The sequence below is a fragment of the Rhizobacter sp. genome (genome assembly GCA_019635355.1).
Classification (GTDB): Bacteria; Pseudomonadota; Gammaproteobacteria; order Burkholderiales; family Burkholderiaceae_C; genus Rhizobacter.
On record JAHBZQ010000001.1, the window covers coordinates 3,447,305 to 3,460,655 of the forward strand.

Genomic DNA, 13,351 nt, shown 5'->3' on the forward strand with positions numbered 1-13,351 from the left:
ATCAGCGTTTCGGCAGCTTGCTGGTGTCGATGTCGACGTATTGCCACCAGTCGAGCCAGAAGGCGGGCCGGCGGTAGCCGATCAGCGAAGCATCGGTGAGGTCTGTGAGGATGCGGTGCACGCCGATGCGGTAAGGCATGTAGGCGACGACGATCTTCGTGGCTTCGTCGAAGAGGGCGAGGCGCTCAGGCCCGTCGGGCAGCGCCTTCATGCGCTCGTAGATCGCATCGAAGGCCTTGAGCTGGAAGCGCGCGAGGTTGCCCTTGCCGGTGGACGGGCCGTAGTCGCGCTCCAGCGAGCCCTGGCCGTCGGGCGAGGCGGCCGACGAGCCCACGCGCCAGGTCATGAACTGGCCCGAGCGCGCGGCCTTCAGGTTCTCGGGCCACTGCGCCACCTTGAGCGACAGGCGCAGGCCGAGCGCATCCATGTCTTTCTTGAAGAGCTCGTCGAGCTGGCGGCTGGCGCCGTCGGACTGGCTCAGCATCTCGATCACCAGCGGCGAGCCATCGGGGCGCTCGCGCCAGCCGTCGCCGTTGCGGTCGACGAAGCCGTAGAGGTCGAGCAGGGCCTTGGCACGGGCCGGGTTGTACTCGCTCATCTCGGTGCGCCGGTCGGCCGAGTAGCCGGTGGTGAAGGGCGTCATCATCGACTGCGCCCGGATCGCCTGGCCGCGCCGCGCGAGCTGGATCTCGCGGTCGACGTCGTTGCCGAGCGCGATGGCGCGGCGCAAGGCCACCTGCGCGGGCGTGTAGCCGCCCACCACCGGGTTCTCCATGTTGAAGACGAGCAGGGTCACGTCGGAGCCCGGCACTCGGTGCGCCTGCACGCCGCGCTTGGCCAGGTGCGGCGCCAGCTTGCCGCCGGGCAGGGCCTGGTCGGCGAACTCGTTGGGCAGGCGCTCGATGAAGCTCTGCTCGCCGTTGAGGAACGACAGCCAGCGCGGCTGCGACTGCTCGATGATCGAGACCTCGACCCGGTCGATCATCGGCAGGCGCTGGCCTTTGAAGCGCTGGAGCAGGGCCTGGCCGTCGGCGTCGTCGGCGTTCGGCTCGGCGTCGTAGAAATCGTCCCGGTAGTTCGGGTTGCGCTCGAGCACGATCTTCGAGCTGCGCCGCCAGTCGACCAGCCGGAACGGGCCAGTGCCCACCGGGTGCTCCATGATGCGGTCGCCATAGAACTCGACCACCTCGCGCGCCACCGCCCCGGCCGACACGTCACGCCCCACCCACACCGAATAGAGGTGCCGCGGCCGCGACTGGCGCAGCTTCACGCGGAAGGTGTAGCGGTCGAGCGCTTTCAGGCCTTCGACCTCGCGGTCGTAGTCGAAGGGCTTGCCGCTCTTCAGCGCCTCGTCGCGCAGGGCTTGCAGGCCGACGATGCCTTCGTCTTCCAGCGAGGGGTGCACCGGCGACTTCACCTTCGGGTCGTACACGCGCTTGAGCGAGTACACATAGTCTTCGGCGACCAGCTCGCGCTTCTTGCCCTTGAAGGCCGGGTCGTCGGCGAAGTAGATGCCGGGCTTGATGCGAAAAACGAAGGTCTTGTAGTCGTCGCTGATCTCCGGCAGGGCCACCGCCGTCGACGGCTTGAGCTTGTAGGGCCGGGCCAGGTGGTCGTAGCTGAGCGGCGCCTCGAAGATGTGCGCCGTGACGATGCGCGAATAGATGTCGCTGATCTGCGAGGGGTCGAAGCCCGTCTCGGCCACGGGGAAGGCATAGCGCAACACCTTGGGCGGGGTGGCCGCCGGCTGCGCCCATGCGGCGGGCAACGCCGTCACCAAGAGCAGTGCCATCAGGGCGGCACCGAGGGCACGCTTCATCGATCGGTCTCCTAGGTCGTTCGCGCCAAAGTCTAAGCGGCATGGACCGCACGACGGCACGCAAGTTGCGTCGCGATGCCCCGGGCAAACGCGGGGCGATGCGCCAAAGGCCCCCGCTTAGACTCGCGCGCTGATCGACCCCCTGGACACCCGCTCACACGCCACATGGCCGCCTACGTCATCCGCCGATTGCTGCAGATGATCCCCACGCTGCTCGGGGTCTTGCTGCTGGTCTTCCTGCTCTTCAAGTGGGTCGGTGGCGACCCGGCCGAAATCCTCGGCGGGCTCAACGCGAGCCAGGCGCAGATCGACGCCATCCGCGACCAGCTCGGTCTCAACCAGCCCTGGTACGTGCAGCTCTGGATCTACCTCAAGGGCGTGGTCACCTTCGACTGGGGCAAGAGCTGGGCCACCAACGAAGCGGTGAGCAGCATCTTCGCCACCCGCCTGCCGGCCACGCTCACCGTGATGCTGCCCATCCTGGTGCTCGACGTGCTGCTGGCCATCCCCATCGCGATGTGGGTGGCCTACCGCCGCGGCTCGCTGGCCGACCGCACGGCGATGGTGATCACGACGGTGGCGCTGTCGATCTCGTTCCTGGTTTACATCATCATCGGCCAGTACGTGTTCGGCTTCCAGCTGGGCTGGTTCCCAGTGCAGGGCTGGAGCGACAGCATCCTCACCAACCTCACGACCTACGTGCCGCTGCCGGCGCTGCTGGCGGTGGTGGTGAGCCTTGCGCCGCAGATGCGGCTGTACCGCAGCTTCTTCCTCGACGAACTCGGCCACGACTACGTGCGCACCGCACGCGCCAAGGGCATGACGGAGAAAACGGTGCTGTTCCACCACGTGCTGCGCAACGCGATGATCCCGATCCTCACCAACGTGGCGCTGATGCTGCCGGGTGTGTTCGTCGGCTCGTTCCTGATCGAGGTGTTCTTCTCCATCCCCGGGCTCGGGCGCGAGATCATCCTCGCGGTGAACCGCAGCGACTACCCGGTGATCCAGTCGGTGGCCATCTACCTCGGCATGCTCACGATGCTGATCAACCTCTTGGCCGACATCCTCTACAAGCTGGTCGACCCCCGGGTGGTGCTGAAATGAGCGCGGTGTTGTCGACGGCGCAGGCCGTGCCGGTGGTGAAGTCCGACGGGGTGTGGGTCGCCGCGTGGAAGCGCCTGCGCGCCGACCGCGTGGGCCTCGCGTCGATGGCCGTGGTGCTCGCGTTCATCGTGCTGATCGTGCTCACCGGCACCGGGCTCGTCGCCAAGGATTGGCAGAGCGAAGTGGGCGTGGCCAACGCACCGCCCACCTTCATGGGGCCAGCGCCGAAGGTCGAATCGTCGGCGCTGCCGGCGCCCAAGGGGCCGGTGCTCGACATCTCGTCGGTCGACCCGCTGGCCCCGCGCTATGCCGAATGGGCCGCGCGCGCGGCGCAGCTCAAGTCCAACGAAACCCCCAAGGCCGAGACGCTGCCCTTCGGCGCCGACCGCCTGGGTCGAGACGTGCTCGCGAAGGCCGCCAAGGGCACGCAGACCTCGGTGGTGGTAGGACTCGTGGGCGCGGTGATCGCCGCACTCATCGGCACGGTGCTCGGGGCGCTGGCCGGCTTCTTCGGCCGGCGTGTGGGCGACTTCCTCGAGTGGCTCTACAGCGTGTTCACCGCGATGCCCGACATCCTCTTGCTGTTGGTGATGGCGGTCGTCTTCGGGCGCGGCATCGGCAGCGTGGCGATCATCCTGGCGCTGGTTGGCTGGACGGGCGTGTACCGCCAGGTGCGCGCCGAATTCCTGAAACACTCGGCGCGCGACTACGTGCGCGCGGCCGAGGCCATCGGCGCGTCGGCCGGCTCGCGCATGTTCCGCCACATCCTGCCCAACGTGAGCCACGTGGTGCTGGTGCGCATGTCGCTGCTGGTGGTGGGCTTCATCAAGTTCGAGGTGATCCTGTCGTACCTGGGCCTGGGCGTGGGCGTCGACGAGGTCTCGTGGGGCACGATGCTGCAGGAGGCGCAGAGCGAGTTGATCCTCGGGCAGTGGTGGCAGCTGGTGGCGGCAACCGCCTTCATGGCGGTGTTCGTCACGGCGTTCTCGCTCTTCACCGATGCACTGCGCGATGCGCTCGACCCGAAACTGCGAGGCCTCGAATGAGCGCGTTGCTGTCGCTTGAGGACCTGCGTGTCTCCTTCCGCACCGGCAAGGCCAATGGCGTGGTGCAACGCTTCCAGGCCGTGGGCCATGGCGACGATGGCGTGAGCTTCGAGGTGCCCGAGAACACCACCGTCGCGCTCGTCGGCGAGTCGGGCTCGGGCAAGAGCGTCACCGCCATGTCGGTGCTCAACCTGTTGCCCGACAACGCCGAGCGCTCGGGCGCCATCCGCTTCCAGGGCCGCGACCTGCTGCAGGCGAGCCTGCCCGAGCTGCAAGCCCTGCGCGGCCGCGAGATCGCCTGTGTGTTCCAGGACCCGATGAGCTCGCTCAACCCGGTCTTCACCGTGGGCCACCAGCTGTGCGAGCCGTTGATCAAGCACCTGGGCCTGACGCCGCGGCAGGCGCTCACGCGGGCCGAAGCGCTGCTCCACGAAGTCGGCCTGCCCGACCCCAAGCGCCGGCTCGGCGCCTATCCGCATGAACTCTCGGGCGGCCAGCAACAGCGCGTGATGATCGCGATGGCGATCGCCTGCGAGCCGAAGCTTTTGATTGCCGACGAGCCCACCACCGCGCTCGACGTCACCATCCAGCGCCAGATCCTCGACGTGCTGGCCAAGCTCAAGCAGCAGCACCGCATGAGCATGCTCTTCATCAGCCACGACCTCGGCGTGGTGGGCGAGATCGCCGACCACGTGGTGGTGATGCGCTCGGGCACGGTGCGTGAGCAGGGCCCGGTGGCGCGCGTCTTCGCCGCGCCGCAAGACGCGTACACGAAGGCGCTGCTCGCCTGCCGCCCCACGCTCGCCCACCGCGGCGCGCGGCTGCCGACCATCGACGACCACATCGCCGGCATCGCGACGCAGACGACCGCCAAGCCCAAGGAGGCCGACGCCCCCGTGGTGATCGAGGCCACCGCGCTGCGCAAGAGCTACTGGCTGCGCCGCGGCGTGTTCGGCCGCACCGAGTTCAAAGCGGTGAAGGGTGCAAGCTTCACGCTGCGGCGTGGCCACACGCTCGGTGTGGTGGGCGAGTCGGGCTCGGGCAAGACGACGATGGGCCTCGCGCTCTTGCGCCTGCACGACCCCAACGGCGGGCCGACCGGCGGGCAGGTGATGTTCGACGGCCGCGACCTGCTCGGCCTGAAGCGCGACGAGCTGCTGCCGATGCGCCGGCGCATCCAGGTCGTGTTCCAGAACCCGTATGCCTCGCTCAACCCGCGCTTCACCATCGGGCAGACGCTGGTGGAGCCCATGCGCATCCACGGCGTGGGCGCGAGCGACACCGAGCGCCAGGGGCGCGCCCGCAAGCTGCTCGCCAAGGTGGGCCTCGACGAGGCCGCGCTCTACAAGTACCCGCACGAGTTCTCGGGCGGCCAGCGCCAGCGCGTGGCCATCGCCCGCTGCCTCACGCTCGACCCCGAGGTGCTGGTGCTCGACGAGGCGGTGAGCGCGCTCGACGTCTCGGTGCAGGCCCAGGTGCTCAACCTGCTCAAGGACCTGCAGGACGAGCTCGGCCTCGCCTACGTCTTCATCAGCCACGACCTCGCCGTGGTGCGCTTCATGGCCGACGAGGTGCTGGTGATGAAGGACGGCGAGGTGGTCGAGCAGGCGAGCGTGGCGCAGATCCTCGACGCGCCCCAGCAGGACTACACCCGCCGCCTGCTCGCCGCCGTGCCTCGCGGCCTGCCCCGCGCGGCCGCGGCCTGAGCGCCGGAAGGGGAGGGGCTTGACACTTCGCACGATCGTGCGAAGATACGCCCCATGGAAACCAAGACCGAACGCAGCGAACTCACCCTCGCCGCGATCCTCGACACCTCGCTCGCGATGGCCGCCGCCGACGGGCTCGACAGCCTGACCATCGGCGAAGTGGCCAAGCGCCTGGGCCTCTCGAAGAGCGGCGTGTTTTCGCGCATCGGCTCGCGCGAGGCCCTGCAGGCGGCGGTGATCGACGAGTACGGCCGGCGTTTCCTGGCCGACGTGTTCACCCCCGCGATGCGCGAGCCGCGCGGCCTGCCACGCCTCAACGCGATCATGCGCCTGTGGATGCAGCGTGCCCGCGACATCGAAATCAAGATGGGTTGCCTCTACACCGCGGGCGCCTTCGAGTTCGACGACCGCGAGGGCCCGCTGCGCGAGCTGCTGCTGACGCACGTCCAGCGCTGGCGCACCGCGCTGCGCCGCACCGTGCTGCAGGCGGTGGAGGCCGGTCACCTCGACCCCGAGCTCGACCCCGACCAGCTCGTCTTCGAGCTCGACGGCCTCTTCGTCACGCTGATGCGCGAAGCGCGTTTCCTGCGCGACCCGCGCGCCGCCGACCGCGCCTGGACCGCCTACGAGCGGATCATCAGCTCGCTGCAAGTTCCTTCCCGTCGTTGACGAGGCGCCGTGATGCACCCCGCTGACGTTTTTGCTGGCCTCACTTCGCACGATCGTGCGACAAAAGGAGTTGAACCATGTTGATCGTTGTGCTGCTCGGACTCGTCGGGGCGCTGGCATGGGCCGGCGCGTGGTTGCAAGGTGTGTGGGCCTCGGTGCCACGCCGCAATGCCGACTTCCACCTCTAGGAGGCCCTCCATGACCCAGCCCACCTTGGCCCCCGCGGCCGCCAACCCGGCCGCCGCGTTCTACGCCGGCCTCGTCGCCCGCAGCCTAGGCGCCGCTTTGCGGGTGTCGCAGTCGGTCGCGCCGGCCGCGGCCACGCGGCTCGCGCTGCGGCTCTTCTTCACGCCCATGCCGCTCAAGCTCGCGGCACGGCGGCGCCCGCTGCCCGCGGGCTGGCAGGTCGAACACTGGCCTTTCGAGCACGGGTCGATGGCCGTCTACCGCCGTCGCCCAGAAGGCGAGGGCGAGCGGCCCACCGTGCTGCTCGTGCACGGCTGGGCCGGCAGCGGCCAGCAGATGCTGGCGCTGGCCGACACGCTGCACGCGGCCGGCCTCGACCCAGTGCTGCTTGACTTCCCGGCCCACGGCCGCAGCGCCGGCTGGCGCGCCACGCTGCCGCAGTTCGTGCGGGCGCTGTGGGCCGTCTCGGCGCGGATCGGGCCCTTGCACGGCGTGGTCGCGCATTCGCTCGGGGCGCTGGCCGCCGCGCATGCTGCGGCCAACGGGCTGCCCGTGCAGCGGCTGGCACTGCTTGCGCCGTCACCGCCACCCCGGCTCTTTCTGAAATGGTTTGCGGGCAGCCTCGGCCTGGGCGACGGCCTGCCGCAGCGCATGGGAGCGTGGATCGAGCGGGTGGAGGGCGTGCCCCTGGTGCGCTTCGACCCCGAATGGGTGGGCCCGCGCGTGGCGCAACCCACGCTGGTGGTGCACGACGAGCACGACCGTGTCTCGCCGCTGGCCATCGGCCAGCGCCTGGCGCAGGCGCTGCGGGGCGCCTCGCTGCTGACCACGCAGACGCTCGGCCACCGCCGCGTGCTGGGCGATGCCGCCGTGGCGGCAGCTGTGACAGCGCACCTTCAAGCCACCCCAGACGGCGCCGTGCGACCAAACGGGTCAGAGATGTAACACCGCCCTTACGCTTCGACAAAAAACGGCGCGGCCAGCGATCAAAACGTGGCCGGCGCCGTCGAAAGTCTCACGAAAAACCGCAAGTCAGCACTGGCACGGAAGCTGCGCCTGGAGTCGCATACCGCCGCCGCAGGCCCCACAAGAGCCAGGCGAGCGAGAAGACATTCACAGGACGTCGTGCCATGCCGTTGTTTCATCGCTCTGCCTCCTCTGCATCGCAAGCCTCGCGCCGTGTGCGCCCGGCTTCACCGAGCTGCCGCGGCGGCGCCTCGTCGATGCTGCGCCTGGCCCAGCCGGCCGCGCCGCGCCAAGCCAACCTGAGCACCTGGCTCAGCCGTGCGGCCAGCGTGCTGGCCCCGCCCGCCGCGCAGTCGCTGGCGGTGCGCCCGAGCGAATTCGCCCCCAGCCGCTGGCTGGTCGGCCACTGAACGAGGCCAGCATGAGCGAGCCGAGCGTGTCCCGCGTGACGCTGCCGAGCACCGCACGTGCCCCCGTGCAGCGCCGCAGCGCACCCGACTCCAGCTGGGCCACGCTGCCCGCGGATCGTTCGTTCAAGGTTCTGCAGCCCAGCCGCACGCCTGCGCAGCTGTCGCTGTTCCCGCCGCCGGGGCTCAAGCCCCACGGCCGTTGATCAAGATAAGTGAGAGAGGGTTTTTCGACGTGTGACGTCCAAGGGAAGCGGGCAATTCGGGGTGGATGAGAGCGAGCTCCCGAGACCTGTCCCGCTTCCCTGTCTTTTTCGTCCTGTCGAACCCGCGTCATCCCCCGTGACGCCCTGACCCGCCACTCCTACACTGCCGCGCACAACAGCGCGAGCAAGGAGACAGGAGATGGCCCTCTTCCCAGAATGGCGCGTCAAGCGCCCCGTTCCCGGCATCGTGGTCGCCCCCGACGAGCGCCTGCCCTGGCCGCAGACCTTCGCGATGGGCGTGCAGCACGTGATCGCGATGTTCGGCGCCACGGTGCTGGCGCCGCTCCTGATGGGCTTCGACCCCAATGTCGCCATCCTCATGAGCGGCGTGGGCACGCTGATCTTCTTCTTCATCGTGCAAGGCCAGGTGCCGAGCTACCTGGGCTCGAGCTTCGCCTTCATCGGCGTGGTGATTGCCGCGAGCGGCTACGCCGGCAAGGGCCCCAACCTCAACCTCGGCGTGGCCCTCGGCGGCATCATCGCCTGCGGCGTGATCTACACGCTGATCGGCGTGCTGGTGCACTTCACCAATGTGCGCCACTTCCGCTCGAGCACCATCGCCGGGCTGGAGGTCGACGAGGTGGAGCAGGGCCAGGCGGTGCACTGGATCGAGCGGCTGATGCCGCCCGTGGTCACCGGCTCGGTGGTGGCGGTGATCGGCCTCAACCTGGCGGGCGTGCCGATCAAGAACATGGCGCCGACCTCGTTCGACGCGTGGATGCAGGCCATCACCTTCGTGAGCGTGGGCCTGGTCGCGGTGTACACGCGCGGCATGACCCAACGGCTCCTGATCCTCGTCGGCTTGATCGCCGCGAGCGTGGTCTACGCGGTGCTCACCAACGGCTTCGGTCTCGGCAAGCCGATCGATTTCTCGGCCATTGCCGCAGCACCCTTGATCGGCCTGCCGAAGTTCGCTGCGCCGGTGTTCAGCGGCGAGGCCATGCTGCTGATCGCGCCGGTGGCGCTCATCCTGGTGGCCGAGAACCTCGGCCACATCAAGGCGGTGAGCGCGATGACCGGGCGTGACCTGAACCCGATGCTCGGCCGCGCCTTCATCGGCGACGGCGTGGCCACGGTGGTGAGCGGAGCCTCGGGCGGCACCGGCGTCACCACCTACGCCGAAAACATCGGCGTGATGGCGGCGACCAAGATCTACTCGACCGCGATGTTCGTGGTGGCCGCGCTCATCGCCATCGTGCTCGGCTTCAGCCCGAAGTTCGGCGCGCTGATCCAGACCATTCCGCTCGCGGTGATGGGCGGGGTGAGCATCGTGGTCTTCGGCCTCATCGCGGTGGCGGGCGCCAAGATCTGGGTCGACAACCAGGTCGACTTCAGCGACAACCGCAACCTCATCGTCGCGGCAGTTACGCTCATCCTCGGCACCGGCGACTTCACGCTCAAGTTCGGCGGCTGGTCGCTCGGCGGCATCGGCACCGCGACCTTCGGCGCCATCGCGCTCTGGGCGCTGCTCGGCCGCAAGAAGCCGGCTTAGCCCTTAGGCCTGCGCCTGCACCGGCAGCGCGCCCACCGGCTGCGCCTCGGGCAGGCTCGCGGTGAAGCAGCTGCCCACGCCCACCGTGCTCTCCACGGTGAGCCGCCCGCCCATCACCTGCAGCAGCCGCTGGGTGATGACGAGCCCGATGCCGGTGCCTTCGATGCCGCTGCGCTCGATGCCCAGGCGGTTGAAGGGCTCGAAGAGGTGCTCCTGCTGCGCGGCGCTCAGGCCGATGCCGGTGTCTTGCACCTGCAGCAGCACCTGGCCCTCGGGCGTCACCGGCCAGCGCAGCATCACGTGGCCGCCAGGGCGGTTGTACTTGATCGCATTGCTGAGCAGGTTGACGAGCACCTGCCGCAGCCGCAGGTGGTCGGCCCGCACGCAGGTGGTGGGGGCGGCGAGGTCGCGCGCACTGCGGTCGACCTGGATCGTGACGCCGGCCTCGGCCGCCGCGTTGACCACCAGCGCGATCGCCTCGCTCACGACCACGTAGACCGGCACCACCGCGGGCAACAGCGACACGCCGCCGCTTTCGATGCGCGAGAGGTCGAGCACGTCGTTGATCATCGCGAGCAGGTGCGAGCCGGCCTGCGAGATGTGGTCGACACGCGCGCGCTGCGCCGGCGTGAGCGGGTGCGCGGTGTCGAGCGCGAGCAGCTGCGCGAAACCCAGCACCGCGTTGAGCGGCGTGCGCAGCTCGTGGCTCATGCGCGAGAGGAACTGCGTCTTGGCCGCGTTGGCGCGCAGCGCCGCCTGCGCGGCCAGCTGGTTCTCTTCGGCCTGCTTGAGCGCGGTGGCGTCGATGATGAGGCCGCGCAGCAGGCGGCGGCCGTCGTCGCCCTGCAGCACGGTGACGAGGCTGCTCATCCACAGCACGCGCCCGTCGGCCGCGATGAAGCGGTATTCGATGGACTGCGGAGTGCCGGCCAGCTGCACCGCGATGATCTCGCTCACCGCGCGGTCGCGGTCGTCGGGGTGCACGCGGGTGGCCCAGAAGGCACGCTCCATCCAGCGGGCCGGCGCGAAGCCGGTGATGGCCTCGGCCTTGTCGCTCACATAGGTGAAGCGGCGCTCTTCGAGGTCGGCCTCCCAGAAGATGCCGTCGACCGAGTTCACGAGGTCGAGGAAACGCTGCTGGCTGCTGCGCAGCGCCGCGTCGGCCTGCATGCGCTCGGTGATGTCTTCGGCCACCACGATGAAGTAGTCGGGCCTCCCATCGGGCTTGCGCACGAGCGTGGTGTTGGCGTTGACCCAGACCGCGTGGCCTTCGGCATGCAGGTAGCGCTTGGTGCAGTGGTAGCGCGGGAACTCGCCCGCCAGCAGCCGGGCGCGCAGGGTGTGCTCGGCGGGCAGGTCGTCGGGGTGGGTGACCTGGTCGGTGCCGAGCTTCATCTGCGCCTCGCGGCTGCGGCCGAGCATCTCGCACATGCGCTGGTTGACCATGCGCGGCGTGCCGTCGAGCGTGAGCTCGACGATGCCCACGCCCGCCAGGTCGACGGTCGCCTGCAGCTGCGCGCGCTGCTCGCGCAAGGCCTGCTCGGCCGCGCGGCGGGCCCGTTCGGCGCGCACCGCGCCCATGATGGCCGCCACGCTGGTGAAGAGCGGCTGCAGCCGCTCGACCAGCGCCTGGTCGTAGCCGCCGTCGCGGTTGGCGAGGCCCAGCTGGCCCACCATCTCGCCGCCGTGGAAGAGCGGCACGCCGAGGAAGGCGCGCATCGGCGGGTGGCCGGCCGGCAGGCCACCACCCCGGCGCGGGTCGCTGCCCGGCTGGTTGCTGATGACCACCTCGCCGGTGCGCACCGCGTGGCCGAAGAGCGTGCCCAGGTTGTGGAACTCGAGCGCATCGCCCTCGCCACCGCGCAGATGGCGCTCGACCATCGCGCGCGTCGCGTCGTTCCACGAGATGTCGGTCAGCACCTCCATGCGCAGGAAGGGCGCACCGTGTTCGTCGTGCAGCACGTCGGCGATGAAGCCGTATTCGCTGCCGGTGCAGTCGAGCAGGTCGACCAGCAGCGGGTCGAACACTTCGCGGGGCGGCGCCGCGCGGATATAGCGGGACTGCACTCGCCCGATGATGGCGGCGAGGTCGTGCGGGCTCACGGGTGGTTCGCTCAAGGTCTTCACGCCGCGGTGCTGACGTCGGGTCACTGTGTCACAGCCCCCCAGGCTTGGGAAGGGCCCGCCCCTCTTCGAACCTGCTCGAAATACCCACTTTTGTCGCGACACTTCGGTGTTGCACACTGGTGCGGTCACTGCCTCCTGGAGTCTCGCCGCATGTCACGTTCCAACGCTGTTCCAAACCTGATCACCCGCCGCCGCGCGCTGGCCGCCGGTGCCGCCCTGATGGCCACACCGGCCGCATGGGCGCAAGGCGCGTGGCCCACGGCCAAGCCGGTGCGCATCGTCGTGCCCTTCGCCCCCGGCGGCACCACCGACATCCTCGCCCGCGCGATGGCGCCCGAGCTGAGCCGTGCCTTCGGGCAGCAGTTCATCGTCGACAACAAACCCGGCGCGGGCGGCAACGTCGGCGGCGACCTGGTGGCCAAGTCACCCGCCGACGGCTACACGTTGCTCATGGGCACGGTGGGCACGCACGGCATCAACCAGTCGCTGTACCCCAAGATGCCCTTCGACCCGATCAAGGACTTCGCCCCCGTCACGCTGGTGGCCGGCGTGCCCAACGTGCTGGTGATGAACCCGGCGCGCGCCGAGGCCGCGAAGATCAACACGGTGGCCGACCTCATCCAGTACGCCCGCGCCAACCCCGGCAAGCTCAACATGGCCTCGAGCGGCAACGGCACCTCCATCCACCTCTCGGGCGAGCTCTTCAAGAGCATGACCGGCACCTTCCTCGTGCACTTCCCCTACCGCGGCTCGGGCCCGGCGCTGCTCGACCTCATCGGCGGCACGATGGACCTGATGTTCGACAACCTGCCCTCGGCCATGCCGCACATCAAGGCCGGCAAGTTGAAGGCTCTTGGCGTGACCACCGCGCAGCGCAGCGCGGCGCTGCCCGAGGTGCCCACCATCGCCGAAGCGGGCGTGAAGGGCTTCGAGGCCAGCTCGTGGTTCGGCCTGCTCGCCCCCGCGGGCACGCCGGCCGACATCGTCAACCGCATCCAGCAGGAAGCGGCCAAGTCGCTCGGCGCACCCGAGCTGAAGGAGCGGCTGTTGGCGCAAGGCGCCATCCCGAGCGGCATGAAGCCGGCCGAGTTCGCGGCCTACATCGCGGCCGAGACGAAGAAGTGGGAGAAGGTGGTGAAGGCGTCGGGCGCGAAGGTCGACTGACCGCCCGCGGCGTCACAGCTCGGGGTAGAGCTTCTTCAGGTCGTCCACCAGCGCGCGGGCCTCGGCCAGCGTGCTGGGCAGCACCTTCTGCTCCTTCTTGATGCGCTCGATGTTGACGGCCATCTTGCGCAGCTCGTCGACGGTGAGCTGCGTCTTGTCGTCGAGCGTGCCCTCGGGCAGCACCCGGGCGATGGCCAGCAGCACCTCGCTCAGCTTGCCGATCTGCATGCCATACGACGCCACCTCGCGCAGCACGCGCACTTCGGTCTCGGCGTCGCGCGCCCGAAAGAGCAGCGAGGGGCTGATGTCTTGCGTGACCGAGCCGCTCAAGGGCCAGTGCACGATGGGGTTGTAGACGAATGACATGGCGCTCTCCCTGGCCTTCCTCTGGGGCAGACA

General features: G+C 69.3%; 12 protein-coding genes. 9 read left to right on the forward strand and 3 right to left on the reverse strand.

Annotated elements, in window-relative coordinates; all coding sequences use genetic code 11:
• Position 1: 1 nt before the first annotated feature.
• On the reverse strand, positions 2 to 1,819 hold the full coding sequence (locus KF892_15730) for a bicyclomycin resistance protein (protein ID MBX3626469.1): 1,818 nt from the start codon (positions 1,817 to 1,819) through the stop codon (positions 2 to 4).
• Positions 1,820 to 1,984: 165 nt separating this feature from the next.
• Between KF892_15730 and KF892_15735 the strand changes: the two genes are divergently transcribed.
• From KF892_15735 to KF892_15770, 8 genes are all read left to right on the forward strand, one after another.
• A complete protein-coding gene (locus KF892_15735; protein MBX3626470.1) occupies positions 1,985 to 2,923 on the forward strand; it encodes an ABC transporter permease in 939 nt (312 codons plus the stop codon).
• A complete protein-coding gene (locus KF892_15740; protein ID MBX3626471.1) occupies positions 2,920 to 3,969 on the forward strand; it encodes an ABC transporter permease in 1,050 nt (349 codons plus the stop codon). The genes KF892_15735 and KF892_15740 overlap by 4 nt, the downstream gene beginning before the upstream one ends.
• Positions 3,966 to 5,675 carry an ABC transporter ATP-binding protein gene (locus KF892_15745; protein ID MBX3626472.1) on the forward strand — a complete coding sequence of 570 codons (1,710 nt, stop codon included), beginning with the start codon at positions 3,966 to 3,968 and terminating at the stop codon, positions 5,673 to 5,675. Before KF892_15740 ends, KF892_15745 begins: the two co-directional genes overlap by 4 nt.
• A gap of 54 nt (positions 5,676 to 5,729) precedes the next feature.
• Positions 5,730 to 6,344, forward strand: a complete 615-nt coding sequence (locus KF892_15750) for a TetR/AcrR family transcriptional regulator (protein ID MBX3626473.1) — start codon at positions 5,730 to 5,732, stop codon at positions 6,342 to 6,344.
• A gap of 198 nt (positions 6,345 to 6,542) precedes the next feature.
• A complete protein-coding gene (locus KF892_15755) occupies positions 6,543 to 7,475 on the forward strand; it encodes an alpha/beta fold hydrolase (GenBank protein ID MBX3626474.1) in 933 nt (310 codons plus the stop codon).
• Between the two features lie 185 nt (positions 7,476 to 7,660).
• Positions 7,661 to 7,906 (forward strand): hypothetical protein, encoded by a 246-nt coding sequence (locus tag KF892_15760; protein ID MBX3626475.1) that lies wholly within the window; start codon positions 7,661 to 7,663, stop codon positions 7,904 to 7,906.
• A gap of 11 nt (positions 7,907 to 7,917) precedes the next feature.
• A complete protein-coding gene (locus KF892_15765; protein ID MBX3626476.1) occupies positions 7,918 to 8,109 on the forward strand; it encodes a hypothetical protein in 192 nt (63 codons plus the stop codon).
• A 199-nt stretch (positions 8,110 to 8,308) separates the two neighbouring features.
• Complete coding sequence (locus KF892_15770; GenBank protein ID MBX3626477.1) at positions 8,309 to 9,661, forward strand: pyrimidine utilization transport protein G; 1,353 nt, start codon at positions 8,309 to 8,311, stop codon at positions 9,659 to 9,661.
• Between the two features lie 3 nt (positions 9,662 to 9,664).
• On the opposite strand, the gene KF892_15775 is transcribed toward KF892_15770, so the two are convergent.
• Entirely contained in the window at positions 9,665 to 11,779 is a 2,115-nt protein-coding gene (locus KF892_15775; protein ID MBX3626478.1) for a PAS domain S-box protein, read from the reverse strand.
• Between the two features lie 159 nt (positions 11,780 to 11,938).
• Here KF892_15775 and KF892_15780 point away from each other — a divergent pair, with 159 nt between their 5' ends.
• A complete protein-coding gene (locus KF892_15780) occupies positions 11,939 to 12,952 on the forward strand; it encodes a tripartite tricarboxylate transporter substrate binding protein (protein MBX3626479.1) in 1,014 nt (337 codons plus the stop codon).
• Positions 12,953 to 12,964: 12 nt separating this feature from the next.
• Here KF892_15780 and KF892_15785 read toward each other — a convergent pair whose 3' ends face one another.
• On the reverse strand, positions 12,965 to 13,318 hold the full coding sequence (locus tag KF892_15785) for a hypothetical protein (protein ID MBX3626480.1): 354 nt from the start codon (positions 13,316 to 13,318) through the stop codon (positions 12,965 to 12,967).
• Positions 13,319 to 13,351 lie beyond the last annotated feature (33 nt).